Source organism: Coprobacter sp. (genome assembly GCF_982436375.1).
In genome coordinates, this window is the sequence record NZ_CEWDCG010000056.1 from 1 (window position 1) to 15,492 (window position 15,492).

At 38.2% G+C, this 15,492-nt stretch carries 12 protein-coding genes; 3 read left to right on the plus strand and 9 right to left on the minus strand.

Going from position 1 to position 15,492, the window contains the following annotated elements; all coding sequences use genetic code 11:
• Nucleotides 1–55: 55 nt before the first annotated feature.
• From AC1WHX_RS04965 to AC1WHX_RS04990, 6 genes are all read right to left on the minus strand, one after another.
• Nucleotides 56–682: a 4'-phosphopantetheinyl transferase family protein gene (locus AC1WHX_RS04965; protein ID WP_122303676.1), complete on the minus strand. Its 627-nt coding sequence runs from the start codon at nt 680–682 to the stop codon at nt 56–58.
• A gap of 1 nt (nt 683) precedes the next feature.
• Nucleotides 684–1,298 carry a gliding motility lipoprotein GldD gene (gldD, locus tag AC1WHX_RS04970; RefSeq protein WP_122337633.1) on the minus strand — a complete coding sequence of 205 codons (615 nt, stop codon included), beginning with the start codon at nt 1,296–1,298 and terminating at the stop codon, nt 684–686.
• Nucleotides 1,282–2,601 (minus strand): gliding motility-associated protein GldE, encoded by a 1,320-nt coding sequence (gene gldE, locus AC1WHX_RS04975; RefSeq protein ID WP_122303678.1) that lies wholly within the window; start codon nt 2,599–2,601, stop codon nt 1,282–1,284. The genes gldD and gldE overlap by 17 nt, the downstream gene beginning before the upstream one ends.
• 144 nt (nt 2,602–2,745) lie before the next feature.
• The gene (locus tag AC1WHX_RS04980) at nt 2,746–3,204 is read right to left on the minus strand and encodes a single-stranded DNA-binding protein (protein ID WP_122303679.1); all 459 of its coding nucleotides are present in this window, start codon (nt 3,202–3,204) and stop codon (nt 2,746–2,748) included.
• A 79-nt stretch (nt 3,205–3,283) separates the two neighbouring features.
• Nucleotides 3,284–4,057 (minus strand): pyrroline-5-carboxylate reductase, encoded by a 774-nt coding sequence (gene proC / locus AC1WHX_RS04985; protein WP_302544756.1) that lies wholly within the window; start codon nt 4,055–4,057, stop codon nt 3,284–3,286.
• 32 nt (nt 4,058–4,089) lie between these two features.
• Nucleotides 4,090–5,472, minus strand: coding sequence for an NAD(P)/FAD-dependent oxidoreductase (locus AC1WHX_RS04990; RefSeq protein ID WP_022601817.1), 1,383 nt, complete (start codon nt 5,470–5,472; stop codon nt 4,090–4,092).
• A gap of 292 nt (nt 5,473–5,764) precedes the next feature.
• On the opposite strand from AC1WHX_RS04990, the gene AC1WHX_RS04995 reads away from it, so the two are divergent.
• Both AC1WHX_RS04995 and AC1WHX_RS05000 read left to right on the plus strand, forming a co-directional pair.
• A complete protein-coding gene (locus AC1WHX_RS04995; RefSeq protein ID WP_122337635.1) occupies nt 5,765–8,389 on the plus strand; it encodes a zinc-dependent metalloprotease in 2,625 nt (874 codons plus the stop codon).
• 11 nt (nt 8,390–8,400) lie between these two features.
• Nucleotides 8,401–11,016 carry a zinc-dependent metalloprotease gene (locus tag AC1WHX_RS05000; protein WP_122337636.1) on the plus strand — a complete coding sequence of 872 codons (2,616 nt, stop codon included), beginning with the start codon at nt 8,401–8,403 and terminating at the stop codon, nt 11,014–11,016.
• An 88-nt stretch (nt 11,017–11,104) separates the two neighbouring features.
• Here AC1WHX_RS05000 and argB read toward each other — a convergent pair whose 3' ends face one another.
• The 3 genes from argB to AC1WHX_RS05015 all read right to left on the minus strand — a co-directional run bounded on the left by argB (nt 11,105) and on the right by AC1WHX_RS05015 (nt 14,921).
• Nucleotides 11,105–11,875: an acetylglutamate kinase gene (argB, locus tag AC1WHX_RS05005; RefSeq protein WP_122337637.1), complete on the minus strand. Its 771-nt coding sequence runs from the start codon at nt 11,873–11,875 to the stop codon at nt 11,105–11,107.
• Nucleotides 11,876–11,878: 3 nt separating this feature from the next.
• Nucleotides 11,879–12,995 (minus strand): peptide chain release factor 2 gene (gene prfB, locus AC1WHX_RS05010; RefSeq protein WP_122303684.1). Its coding sequence is split into 2 segments (ribosomal slippage): nt 11,879–12,931 and nt 12,933–12,995, totalling 1,116 coding nucleotides; the frame shifts between segments, so codons are not numbered across the junction.
• A gap of 114 nt (nt 12,996–13,109) precedes the next feature.
• A complete protein-coding gene (locus tag AC1WHX_RS05015) occupies nt 13,110–14,921 on the minus strand; it encodes an AMP-dependent synthetase/ligase (protein WP_122337662.1) in 1,812 nt (603 codons plus the stop codon).
• Nucleotides 14,922–15,110: 189 nt separating this feature from the next.
• Here AC1WHX_RS05015 and AC1WHX_RS05020 point away from each other — a divergent pair.
• Nucleotides 15,111–15,492 (plus strand): M20/M25/M40 family metallo-hydrolase (locus AC1WHX_RS05020; RefSeq protein WP_481228925.1); only part of this gene is annotated, 382 nt, incomplete at its 3' end.

Sequence of the window (15,492 nt, forward strand, 5' to 3'; positions counted from 1 at the left end):
ATATAATACAAACAATTAAAAAACTGTTCATTCTTTTGTAAAGAATGAACAGTTTCTAAAAACAAATTGTCAGAACATACTGTGGGTATACTTTATAAAAAATCGTATAAAAGTTGTGCTTTTGCGTATGCGATTCGCCAATTACAAATAAACCGCTAACTTCAGGAATAAACTTTTTTATATGGATGCTCTTTTTGAAATCTACTCCTGTCGCATCCATTAATTTAAAGATAGACTCTTTGGCAGACCACAGTAATAATGTGTGGATGAGTTCTTTGTTCGAGTCGATCGACTGTATTTCAGAAACACTTAAAAATTTTTCCTTTAGAGCGAGAACCTTTGTTGCAATTCTTTCGACATCGATTCCTATCGGCCGGGAAGATATTGCAACGGCAATACAACATTGAGTATGAGAAACAGAAATATATTCAGATGAAGAAACAAGATAAGGCTTTCCATTATCATTATATTTCATTTCCGCCTCTCCTTTTTGCAGCAAATTTATCAGAATTCGGGTCGTAAGCTTTTCTATCTTCCGTTTTTCTGTTTTACAAGACGTCATTATCGACTCATACAAATGTGTATTTCCTAATATCGATAACAGTTCTTCCGGAGTTTCCTCAGGTTTCCAAAGAGCAATCCTAACACCCGGAATCATTTCTTGTATAGAGATTAACGGCATATTATTTTTGAGGTTGTACGGTTTCTATCAAGTGCATAATATCTTGTGTCACATATTCTATCACCGGAGCAACAGAATCTCTCTTAACAGGAGTATCGAAGTATAATGCCCCTCGAAAAAGATAGGAAATACTGTCGGTAACCGTAAACTGCAACGGTGTCGCCGTATTTCCTGTTAACGAATATAAAGTAGCATATAAATGCCGTTCAGCATTTTCATACAATTGAGCCTGAATTTTTTCCGCCTTGATTCCGTGACGATATACAAGCTCTTTACTTTCAGCAAAAATACGGGTTTTATTTTTTTTGTCTATGGGAATATAAGTGCAATAAACCGTAGCTTCATAACGAGGATATATAATATTTATCCATGCAGATGCAACAGAATTGTCTATGATACCTTGCGCGCTCTGCGATATTTCAAAAGAAAGGGGAAAACCGGTTTTATCAATTAATTTATACGCTTTCGGATGAGGATCGATTCGCAAATATCCGTCAGGTTTAGGAGAATAATCCTGACAACAGCCCGCTACTGTAAGCAGTATCAACAACATAAAAAGGAATATTCCGAACCCATAATAATACAAAGTCCGAGCTTGTTTATTCTTTTTCTTCACGGTCGATTCTGACTTTAATCTTAATTATACGACGTTTATCTACTTCTAAAATAGTAAACAGATATTTCCCATAACAAATTTTCTCTTTCTCAGCAGGAAAATCTTCCTTTATTTCTAAAATCAAACCGGCAAGAGTTTCCGCATCTTCCGAAATTTCATTGAAGTCGTTTTCATCTATACCGGTAATTTTATAAAAATCATTCAGCAACGTTTTTCCTTCAAAAATATAAGTATTATCATCGATCTTCACATACTGCTGTTCTTCTTCATCATACTCATCGCTAATTTCCCCGACAATCTCCTCCAGAATATCTTCCATCGTAACGATTCCTGATGTCCCGCCAAACTCATCTACGACGATAGCCATGTGAATTTTCTGTTTCCTGAATTCTTCCAACAAATCATCTATCATTTTCGTTTCAGGGACAAAATATGCAGGCCTTAACAAACTCGACCAATCAAAATCTTTCTCTTTTATATAGGGTAGTAAATCTTTAATATAAATAATCCCTTTAATATTATCCTGTGAACCTTCATACACCGGTAATCGGGAATATCCGGTTTCAACGATTATCTTTATTAACGAAGAAAGGCTGATACGTATATCTATATCTGTCATGTCAACGCGAGAAGTCATTATCTCTTCCACAGTCTTTCCCCCGAACTTGATAATTCCCTCAAGCATTTCTTTCTCTTCATTCTCATCGACCTGAGTCATCTCCAATGCTTGAGAAAGTTCGTTCATAGACAAGTTAGTATTTTTCCGCGAAATATGTTTATTAATAATATGAGTAGATTTAATCAAAGCCCAAGACAGCCAACGAAACATTTTCTCAAGATGGGTCAACGCTCCCGCTGCTCTACGTGCCATAGTCAAAGAGTAATGTTTTGCATAGATCTTCGGCATAATCTCTCCGAAAAGCAACAATAAAAATGTTAAAATTACAACTTGAAACAAAAAAGAGATAACCGGACTTCTGAATATGATCGTTTCCGAAATGAAAAAATTGCAAAGCATTACTACTGCAACATTGACAAGATTATTAGCGATCAAGATTGTCGCCAACAGATATTCAGAACGGGCTAACAGATTTTTTATTAAAACATCCTGAGTCTTTTTTTCTTCTTCGATTTCGGCTTGGTCTTGCGGAGATAAGGAGAAAAACGCAATCTCCGAAGCAGATACAAAACCAGAAAAAACTAAACACAAAAACGCCATAAAGAGCGCAAAAATACCACCTGATGTAATAGGTAAAACCTCTATTGAGGTAAGAAATGTCGATAAATAACTGTCCGGGTCCAAGTAAATAAATATTAGTTAAACACATCGAAGATACTCCTCTCGGAATCTCTCCGCCATACAAGAAATAGTGCCTTCCTGTCAAACCGGGAAGGAACTATTTATGTGTGAGTATGTTGTACTCTTGGCAAAAGTACAATTAAAAAATTAAAAAGGCAAATCATCTATATCATTATTCCCAGAATCCACATTACTTTCCTGTACCGGAGATGTTAATGACGGTTGCACAGGATTATCGATTTGAGAAACCGGAGACGCCCCGATTTGTTCGTTTTTACGTCCCAACAGTTCCATATTATCCGCATAAATCTCTGTCGTATAACGAGTGATATTGCTTTGATCTACCCAAGAACGAGTGCGAATCTTTCCTTCAATATAAAGTTGAGTTCCTTTACGGACATATTTTTCTGCTATTTCCGCCAATCCACGCCACAAAACGATATTGTGCCATTCTGTTTTTTCAGGAATCTGAACTCCTGCACGAGTAGTATATGCCCGATCGGTTGTCGCCAGTGGAAAATTTGCGACACATACATTATTATCGAGATATCTTATATCGGGATCTTTACCCACGTTTCCAATAAGAATAACTTTATTTACTGACATATATATTTAATTAGATTATTTTCCAAATATACAAAACCCTCATAAGAATACGGCTTCTTCAAACGACATTTTTTCGGATTTATCGACTTGCTTTCATTGCTTTAATAATTGCAGAAGTGAATCCGGCATGATCCAACTCATTCAACCCTTTGATCGTTATTCCTCCGGGAGTAGTAACCTTGTCTATTTCAATAGCAGGATGAGTATCATTATTCAATATCAGTTCGGCAGCTCCCTTTACAGACTGTGCAATCATTTTCATTGCCGCTTTCGGATACACTCCCATCTCTACTCCGGCTTCCGTTGCTGCATATATATATTTCAGGACATAAGCGATTCCACAAGAAGTCAAAGCCGTTGTTGCCGCAATCTGCGACTCAGGAATAAGCATTGCCAATCCCATTTCGTTAAAAATATCAACAATTTGCCGTTCTTGTTCTTCCGACGCATTGAAAGATGAAATCAATGTCATACTTGCCATTTCTGATATAGCCGTATTGGGAACTAATCTGAAGATCGTCATTTTAGAAGAAGTTATTTGAGCCAATTGCTCAAGGCTTACACCTGCGGCAATAGAAATCAAAAGTTGTCTCTCCGGATCTATTCTTAACTGTCCCAATACTTCGGACACCAACCAAGGTTTCACAGCCAGAATAATCACATCCGCCCAATTTACGGCCTCTTGATTTTGAGTTACAATCGATATTTCGGGAGCATGACTCTGCAATTGTTCTAACTTTTTTATATCCGGATCAGCCACTATTATGTCACTGTTCTTGATAATTGTTCCTTGAGCTAATCCTTTAGTAATAGCCCCTCCCATATTTCCGGCCCCGATAATTGCGACTTTCATAATTGAATAATTTTAGAATTTATTAAAAATTACTATTCAGATCGTTCTACTTTTTGCTGCTCTTTCTGCTGTTGTTCTTGCATCAAATCATCTCCGAGATGAGTCGTAGCTTCTATAATTTCCCGATCACGTATTTCTTTGGCCTTACGGGCATATACTATCATACGCATAGACTGATCATAAGTAAGATAATTCCATATCCAATTCAACAACACGATTACCTTATTCCGAACACCTAAAATAGATCGTAAATGAACAACCAACCACATTATCCAAGCAAACCAACCCTGCATTTTCACCTTATTAAATTCGGCCACAGCCCGATTACGTCCCACGGTCGCCATAGAACCCAAATTTCGGTAATGGAAAGGTTTCATTTTCATTCCCTTTTCATACCTGACCAGATTTTTTGCCAATAATTCTCCTTGCTGTATTGCGACTTGTGCCAACTGAGGATGTCCATTAGGGTATTTCTTATCGGTCAACTGAATACACTGATCGCCAATCGCAAACACATTATTCAGCCCTATTACTTGATTATATTCATTCACTTTGATTCGGCCTCCTCTCCCTATTAAAGAAGAGTCCATATTTCTAATTGGCACGCCAGTTATTCCACTCACCCAAATAAACGTACGTGTTGCTATTGCACTACCGTCTTCGAGAACCACTTTATGATTACGATAATCTACTACTTTTTTATTTAACAGAATATTCACGCCCATTTCCCGAAGAAACTGTTCTGCATGAGCAGAAGATTTTTCGGACATTCCTGCAAGCAGACGAGGTCCTGCCTCAATCAAGTAAACATGCATCAGATTACTGGACATATCGGGATAATCATTCGGTAATACAAATTTTTTCATTTCCGAAAGAACCCCGGCGACCTCCACCCCAGTAGCGCCTCCACCTACAACCACAACATTCAAAAGTTCCTGCTGCTCTTGTTTAGTCGCACAAGTAAGAGCCCGTTCAAAGTTCGCTAAAAGAGCATTTCTAAGGCCCATTGCCTCAGACACATTTTTCATCGGTATCGCCTCTTCTTCAATATGTCGGTTGCCATAGAAATTAGTCGTCGTACCGGCTGCTAAAATAAGATAGTCATATTCAATTTTTCCGATAGAAGTCTGAATTATATTTCTCTCGGGAAAGATCGCCCGGACCTCAGCCATACGGAAATAGAAATTTTTACGATGTTGAAATATCTTACGAAACGGGAAAGATATAGAAGTCGGTTCCATCCCGGCCGAAGCGACCTGATATATTAAGGGCGGAAATTGGTGGTAATTATTTTTATCGATCAATACGACCTGAAAATTCGATTTTTTCAACTTATTCGCCAATTTCAAGCCTCCGAATCCACCTCCCACAATAACGACACGTTTTTTATTATCTCTTACGATATTAAAACTCATATTCTCTCAATATTTATGATTATTTCCAGATACATACCATTGAAACCTCAGATGCTATCAGTAGCCAAACAAAGGTACACAATTTTGCTTGAATACAATCCGATAGTAAAAATTTATTATTTGCTTCTATATTAATAATTAATTTCATAATCATATCGAATATGATTATTATGTTTCTGCTTGAAAAAAACTTTTAATGTACAGAAAGATAAAGAATAATAGTTTAATTTTGCTTTTGCATATTAATGGATAGCCTGTATTTCTTGACTCAAAATCAATAATCAACTATATAATGATAAAAGTAAACAAATTGTTGTTGATCCTGACATGCAGTTTTGCGTTCGGATTATATCAGCCGGAATGCTCGGCAGGTATTTTTAAGAAAAAGAAAAAAAATGAGGCGAACAAAGAAGCTGTTAAAGAAAAGAATGAATACGACAAATTCTTTTCTGAAAAGCATACGACTGTAAACGGCTTGATAAAGATGCACAAAATGAAAGGGAAACTGTATTTCGAACTCCCGATAAATCTTTTAAACCGCGATATGCTTTTAGGATCGACGGTCTCCGAGATTAGTGATAATGCAAATGCAATTATCGGTTCTAAACCGACAGATCCGATTCATTTCCGATTTTCAAAAATGAATGATATTATCTGCATGAATCTTGTTCAATCAGAAAACATAAATTCCGATCAAGATGAAAATATTCAACGCTCCATTGCAAAAAGTAACATAGATGCGATATTAGAAACTTTCAAAATTTCGGTCTATACACCGGATAGCAGTGCAGTAGTATTTGATGTAACAGATTTTTTTGTAGGGGACAATAAGTTGATGACTCCATTCGACAAATATAGCGCCAATCTGAGTTGGGGCATGAGAAGATCAGAAATCTTTCAAAAAGATAAATCGAGTTTAGGAGAAATAAAAGCCTTTCCCGACAACGTTTTAATTCGTAGTAATCTGTCTTATACATATACCTTTTCGGGGAGCCGCGGAACATCAGCAAAGGACATTCCGTTCACAGCATTGATGACTCGGTCTATCATTCTGTTGGAAGAAACCCCATATCGCCCCCGCATTACAGATAGCAGAATAGCCATATTTCCCGTACAAATAACCGATTATTCTGCAAAAGAGCAAAAAACCAAAAACATATATTATGCCTATCGATGGCGGCTCGAACCTTCGGATATGGAAGCTTACAAACGCGGAGAAAAAGTCGAACCTAAAAAACCGATTGTTTTTTATATAGACAACAACTTCCCGGAAAAATGGCGTAAATATATTAAAGAAGGTGTAAATCAATGGAACGAACTATTTTCGGAAATCGGATTTAAAGACGCCATCAAAGCCGTAGACTTTCCGGAAAATGATCCGGAATTTGATCCTGATAATATCAAATATTCCTGCATTCGCTATGCTCCGATTGCCATAGAAAATGCAATGGGTCCCTCATGGGTAGATCCGCGTAGCGGAGAAATTCTAAGTGCCTCGGTCTATTTATACCACGATGCAATAGAATTATTAAATAATTGGTTATTCATCCAAACATCTCAAGCTGATAAACGGGTGCGACATACGCTTATTCCGGACGAGATCATCGGAGACGGATTGCGTTATGTTATCTCACATGAAGTCGGACACTGTTTAGGTTTTATGCATAACATGAGTGCGTCTTCCGTAATTCCCGTCGATTCATTACGGTCTCCCTCATTTACACAAAAATACGGTACGACGACGTCTATCATGGACTACGCCCGATTCAACTATGTAGCACAGCCGGGAGACATGGAGAGGGGAGTAAAATTAACTCCACCCCGTTTTGGAGAATATGACCGTTTTCTTGTCAAATGGAACTATACACCGTTACCTAACGCATCAACAGCTAAAGATGAATATAAGATAACATCTAAATGGATCTCAGAGTTATCCGGAAATCCAATATACCGTTACGGGAAACAGCAAGGACAGATTATCGATCCGAAATCCCAGACAGAAGATTTAGGCGATAATGCAATGAAAGCGAGCGAATACGGCATAAATAATTTAAAATACATTCTGGGAAATCTAAATAATTGGGTGGACAAAGAAGATCCCGATTATTCTTACCGAACTTCTATTTATAATGGAGTAATCATGCAGTATCTCACTTATTTAATGCATGTTTACGGTAATGTAGGCGGTATTTATTTAAATGAGAAACATGTAGGAGATAAGGTTGAAGCGGTGATGAGTGTGCCTGCCGAGAAACAAAAAGCTGCCGTAAAATTCCTGTTAGACCAAATATCCTCTATGGACTGGATCGATAACAAAGAACTGATGAAAGAAATATCCCTGATGGGGTCTCCTGCAGATTTGTTGAGAAATGAAGTTATGAAAGCTGTTATCGCCTCTCCGAATAAAGTAGAATTATCCGCACTCAAAGCAGAGAAAAACGCTTATACTGTAACAGACTGTTTAGAAGATGTTTATCAATATGTATGGAAACCTACCTTATCCGGCGAAAAACTATCCGAGAATCAAATAAAAATGCAAAATCTTTTTGTGAAATATGTAGGAATCGGCGCCGGAATAAAAATCGGGAAAGAAGCCAAAACAAAATCTTTGTCAGGAGAAGGATTCATCGGTATTCCAGATTTCTTGAGAGGGTCATCTCCAATAGCCCACAGCTCTTTCTGTTCATGTCGTCCGGATGCATCCAAACATGTGGAAAATGTTTCTTTGAATCCGGTTGCCGGATACGAACCGTCATCGGCAACTTACTTTATTGCTCGCCCGCAAGATGGATTATATTACGGCTATTTGCTTAAAATACGGAATATTTTGAAAGGGAAAATAAATCATCCAGACAAAAACACCCGGTTGCACTACCAGTTGTTATTGCATAATCTTGATAATTCATTGAAGTTATAAGGAGTTTGAAAATGAACAATATAAAACTAATCATAATATTAATATATCTTTTCACCGCCGCAGGAATGCCTGATGCCTCTGCTCGTAAAAAGAAGAATAAACAAAGTGCAAAAACAGAAGAGGTAAAAGATGTCTCAAAATACGAGAAACTGTTCAAAGATAAAAAACATATTCAGGCAAAGGGGCTCTTCACCATGCATTTGGCAGAGGGAAAAGTCTATATGGAGGTTCCTGTCGGTACGCTCGGACAACGAATGCTGATGGGATCGACGGTAGAAAAAATCAGCGATCCATTAGAATCCTCCGTAGGAGCTCAGCCGATGCCTCCTATACAAGTCATTTTCGAAAAATCGGATTCCCTCATCAATATTTGTAAAATCAATGAGAAAATTAAAATTTTCGATAAAGAGAAAAAAGGCCAGTCCGCAATTGCTAAAAGTCAGATTGGTGCGGTCATTGCATCTTTCCCAATAGCAGCATACTCCCCGGACAGTTCAGCTATAGTATTTGAAGCAACATCATTTTTCATCAGCGATGATAAGGCTCTCGATCCCTTAGACCCTAAAGCCTATAATAGTCTGGAAGGATATGTAAAAAGAACCGGAACATTTAAACGCAACAGATCTCAAATCGCAAGCGTAGAAGCCTATCCGGATAATGCATCGGTAACGAGTTGCTTAAGTTATTCTGTTTCTCTTTCTCTATTCGGAATTTTTAAAATGGTAGAAGACAAACCTTTGACAGCCTTAGTAAAACGAACTTTCCTGAAACTTCCGGATGAAGGATTCATATCTCGCGAAGCAGATGCCCGAGTCGGGACTGCTTACTCTCAATATATTGAATTTTCAGGAGACCAGCAAGGCTCAAGAAACAGGTACTATGCCAACCGCTGGCGATTAGAACCTAAAGATAAAGATGCTTTCCTATCTGGAAAACTCTCTGAACCACAAAAACCTATAGTTTTTTACGTAGATAATACTTTCCCTGAAAAATGGCAGGAATATATCTCTCGCAGCGTAGCGCAATGGAATAAAGCGTTTGAGAAAATCGGATATAAAGATGCTATCCGTACAAAAATATATCCGCAAAATGATTCAACTTTCAACGACACGAATTTGAAATATTCTTGTATTCGTTATGTCATTTCTCCATCCGAAGGAATCAATGATAATGTATGGACCGATCCTCGCACCGGAGAAATTATCAGTGCAAATATTTATATTTGTCATAATCTCCCGATGCAAATTCAGAGAGATCGGCTATTACAAACCGCAGCTTACGACAAAAGTGCTCGTACGTTGACTTTGAACGAAGAAGATTTTGGAAAAGCATTTGTCTCCATGCTGATGCGTAACATAGGTCACTGCCTGGGTCTGACCGACAATTTGGCCGGATCGGCAGCATATTCTACCGACTCTCTGCGTTCTGCCGGTTTCACAAAAGAAAAAGGCCTCAGCTCATCGGTAATGGACGATCTGACATTCAACTATCTGCTATCTGCCGATCATTATAAAAAAGGGGACTCATGGTGTCAGGAGTCGATCGGAGAATATGATTATTGGGCTATACGATGGCTATACGGATCTTTTTCTAATGCTGATACTCCTGAAAAAGAATCTGCTATGCTGAAAAAACTGGTATCGGAGAAATCAGGAAATCCGGTTTACATGTACGGGAAACGACAAAACAGAAGAGCTTTTTACGATCCTCGATCTATGTCAAGAGATTTAGGAAACAATGCCGTTGAATCTGTGGGGTTTGCCTTTAAAAATTTGTCCGAAGTAATTGCCGGCATGAATAATTGGATCGACAAACAGGATTATGACTATTCCTTCAGAAAAGTAATTTACGGATATATAATCAATCAAGTATATGATTATATGATACATGTTTTTCAAAATGTAGGAGGAATTTATATAAATGAAAAATATGCAGGAGATCCGAACCCTACATATCAATCCGTACCGAAAGAGATTCAAAAAAATTCGTTACTATGGATCATGCAACAAATCGAGGATTTAACTTGGTTAGACAATTCCGATTTAATTAAAAATTGCGGCATTGAAAGTAACATTAGCAATTTTGCACAAAACTATTTCGGGAACTTTATTTTCGTACAACTAAATGCAATGGCATTGAGCGAAAGCAAATCAGATGATCCTTATACACAACTCGAAGCTGCTCGTGATGTAATGAATTTTTTAATGAAAGAATCTAATGCCGGAAAAATACCGAGTGACAACAAAATATCGTTGCAAAGCATGTTTGTAGATAATCTGATCCGATGGTCCAATTTGACAGGAAAAGTTTCCGAAACTTCATCTTCTTTCTCTTCAATATTAAGTTTGGCATTAAAAGATACAAATAAGAAAAACGTATTGCAATATTACGATTATATTCGAAAATATCCGGAACTTATAAATTCCACAACAGAGAATGAAGGAATGTCGGCAATGCAAAGCGTCCGCTTTAATGTCCTCCCGGAGCGCTCACATGAATGGTATGGAATGTTGCTTGATTTTAAATCATCTCTTCGAAATGCTGCGAATAAAGCTCCGACAGAAGAATTGAAAAATACTTACTTATACCAAATCTATAAAATAGATAAAGCTTTAAGTAAAGATTAAAAAACTGTTGTTACATAAAAATCCCTGATTTAGGACGGTTACCAAATCAGGGATTTATTTTTCATACCTGTTCCGATTTTATCGAATATCACTTTACAATACGTGTTCCCGTATCGGATAATATTGCCGAAGCTTGAGTAATAACGACCTCTTTAACTCCGGCATCAATCGCCTGAAAAGCATTTTCGAGTTTAGGAATCATTCCACCCTGAACAATCCCGTCTTGCACATATTGTTCGAACTGCACTCTATTAATAACCGGAATCACGCTATCATCATCATTTTCATCTTTCAAAACCCCTCTCTTCTCGAAACAGAAAACCAAAGTCACATCAAAATACGCAGCAAGAGCCTTTGCGGCTTCTCCGGCAATAGTATCGGCATTCGTATTCAATAATTGACCCTTTCCGTCATGCGTAAGCGGAGCTAAAACCGGCACGACTCCCGTACGAATCAACGTAGCCAGCATATCACCACGTACTTTCTTTACATCCCCGACAAAACCGTAATCCACTTCTTTTACAGGGCGCTTTTCAGATCTGATAATATCCATATCCGCACCGGTCATTCCCAGTGCATTTACAGACAAAGACTGCAATCCCGCAACAATACTCTTACTCACCAAGCCTCCGTAAACCATCGTTACGACTTTTAACGTCTCCGCATCCGTAACTCGTCGGCCATTTACCATTACGCTTTCAAGCCCCAACTGAGCAGCAACTTTAGTCGCTGAACGTCCTCCTCCATGTACCAAAACTTTATGTCCGGGAATTTGAGCAAAAGTTTTTAACAGACTCTGTAAAGTATCGGGTTCTTCTACAATTTTACCCCCGACTTTTATCAATGTCAATTTTTCCATTTTCTAAACATTTTCTCCACCGAATTCCATTAAATAAGCTTTTATAAAAGCATCGATATTCCCATCCATTACCCCTTGTACATCGGAAGTTTGATAATTGGTTCTGTGATCTTTAACCCGTCTGTCATCAAACACATAACTGCGTATTTGCGATCCCCATTCGATCTTTTTCTTTCCGGCCTCGATCTTTTCCTGTTCCGCCATACGGTGCTTCAGTTCTTTATCATATAAGATAGACCGCAGTTGGCGCAAAGCATTTTCCTTATTTTTCGGTTGGTCTCGAGTCTCGGTATTTTCGATCAAGATCTCCTCTTCTTCTCCGGTATAAGGATCTTTATATTGATACCGTAAACGCACACCGGATTCAACTTTATTTACATTTTGTCCTCCAGCACCTCCCGAACGGAATGTATCCCACGAGATGCAAGCCTGACTGATCTCTACTTCGATAGTATCATCGACCAAAGGTGTTACAAAAGCCGAGGCAAACGATGTCATACGTTTACCTTGAGCATTAAAGGGTGAAACACGCACTAAACGATGCACTCCGTTCTCACTCTTTAAATATCCATATACATAATCTCCTTCGATCTGTATCGTAACACTCTTAATTCCGGCTTCATCTCCCTCGAGCAGATTCGAAATCGAGGCTTTATAGCCATGAGACTCACACCAGCGCAAATACATACGCATCAACATAGAAGCCCAATCCTGACTTTCCGTTCCTCCCGCTCCTGAGTTAATTTTCAGAACTGCACCTAACTTATCTTCCTCTCTACGAAGCATATTCCGCAACTCGAGATTCTCAATTAAAGTGATCGTCCTTGCATAAATCTCATCCAACTCTGATTCTGTAATCACCTCTTCCTTTACAAAATCAAAAGCAATTTTCAATTCGTCCACTGATTTTGCGACCTCATCATAACTTTCTATCCAGAATTTAAGATCTTTCACTTTTTTCATCTGGACTTCGGCTTTTTTTCGGTCATCCCAAAAATCCGGGACATGAGTTCTCAGTTCTTCCTCTTCGACCTGAATCAATTTCGCATCGATGTCAAAGATACCTCCTCAACGCCAACTTGCGTTCTTCCGTCTCTTTTAGTTGTTCTGTCGTAATCATTTCTTAACTCAAATATATTAACCAAATTAAAGTACGCCGTACTGCGCAAGTTTCATAATACAATCGACTTCACGCAACACGGCGTTTACAAATTACTGCTTCAATAAGCAACTATTACATATACATAGCTTCTATCTCGGCACGATAGAGCTGATTGATAACCGGTCTCCTGATTTTCAAGGTATTCGTCAGCTCACCGGTTTCCATACTGAATGCACGAGGCAGCAACGTAAAACGTTTGATCTGTTCGAATCGTGCAAAATTAGCCTGCAATTCCGAGATACGCTCTTGTATCAATTTCTGAATACTTTGATTCTTAACCAATTCCTCTAAATTTCGATATTGTATCTGCTTTTGAGCCGCATATTCTTTTAATGCTTCATAAGCCGGAATAATAATCGCCGTTACATATTTACGCTGATCCCCGATAACAGCGACTTGATCGATATACTTATCTTCTCCCAACTTTGTTTCGATAGCTTGCGGAGCTATGTATTTACCGGTCGATGTCTTAAATAAATCTTTAATACGTTCGGTCAATACTAATGATCCTTCAGCATTCAATTTCCCGGCATCTCCAGTTTTGAACCATCCGTCTTTCGTAAAAACTTTTGCCGTCTCTTCTGGTTTTTTATAATACCCCTTCATGACAGTACCGCCCTTTACCAAAATTTCGTTATCCTCACCCATTTTTACCTGAATACCGGGCAGAGTAGTACCTACTGTTCCGAATTCGTAGCCCGAAGTCTCAAAACAAGTTACCGTGGCGGTTGTTTCCGAAAGTCCGTATCCGTATATGATATTTATGCCGCAAGAATGCAAAAATTCATTTATCGTATCTGATAAAGGCGCTCCGGCAGTCGGAAATATATTTCCGTTTTCAACACCTATCGCCTTCCTTATTTTAGATAAAACCAATTTATCCCAAAGACGATATCGGCACTCTAAAAAGAAAGGCACTTTTTTCTCTAAACGAAGAAAATCTATATTTCGCTTTCGACCGGTTTCCACAGCCTTCATCATCATTATTCGTTGAATGCCTTTACTTGTAGAAATTTTTTCCTGCACAGCCGTATAGACTTTCTCCCAAAAACGAGGGACACTACACATAATAGTAGGACGAACCTCTTTTATAACCGACTGTATTTCATCAGGTTTTTGATTTATAACTACTCGGATACCCTTCACCAGACAAAAATAAGTCCATGCACGTTCAAAGATATGAGTCAACGGCAAAAAACATAAAGAAATATCTTTCTCAGAAACCATTTTCAACCTTTGAATATGAATACGCATAGCCTCATTGAAGTTAGAGTTCGTAAGCATCACCCCTTTAGGTTCTCCTGTCGTTCCGGAAGTGTAAATAATACTTACTAAATCCTCATCCGAAGCACTCAGCATACGCTGTTCCAAAGTATCATGAAGAACGTTATCTGCCTGCTTACCGATCTTATACAAATCTTCGAAACGAATCGATATGGTATCATCCTCAGCCAATTTTACAGAAGGATCAAGAATAATGAGCTTTTCTAACGAAGTACAGTTTTTACGGGCAGCATAAGCATTATCATACTGAAATTGTCCTCCGACAAACAAAAAGCGGACTTCCGCTTCATTAATAATATACTCGATTTGGGATTGTGAACTGGTTGCATAAAGAGGTACAACTACTGCCCGGTTTTCGTATGCGGCAAAATCTATAATTAAACCTTCCGGTCTATTCTGCGTATAAGTCGCTATATTTTCCTGTTCTCGGACACCCATTGTAAGGAAAGCCAACGCAATATGCTCTACCTGTTCCGAAAATTGAGTCCAAGAAGTGGATATCCATTTATCATTCTCAAAATCTTTATGACGGAATACTTCCCGGTCACCATACTTCTCCGCTTGACTGCGCACCAACAGAGAAAAGTGTTTTATTGCCATATAATATATAAATAAAATCAGTTGCAAAGGTAATGATAAAAACCAAACGTTTACTATTTTAATAAGTTTTAAGGGAGAATAAGCCCTTTTACATAGAAAAACAATGATTTAATGCAGTTTGTTTTAACATTTTTCTTTAAACCCGAATTATTCATTACTTTTGTCAAGTTACCCAAACAAAAAGTCTAAATGAGTACTGACGAACTTTATTACCAGGCTATCGATCTTCTGAAAGAACTTATAGAAACTCCATCCATAAGCCGGGAAGAAAACAATGCGGCCAATGTTCTCGAACAATATTTAAAAAACATTTATCCCTACAAAAATCAAATTTTCAGGAAAGGGAATAATGTCTGGGCTGTTTCACCGCATTTTGACAAAAAACGTCCTACTCTCCTGCTCAATTCTCATATCGATACGGTAAAACCGGTATCCGGTTGGGAAAAAGAACCTTATACCGCCACGGAAACGGATGATCGAATCTTCGGATTGGGTAGTAACGATGCTGGAGCATCATTAGTAGTCTATTGCATGTGTTCATTTTTCTCACCGAAAATCAACAACCTTATAA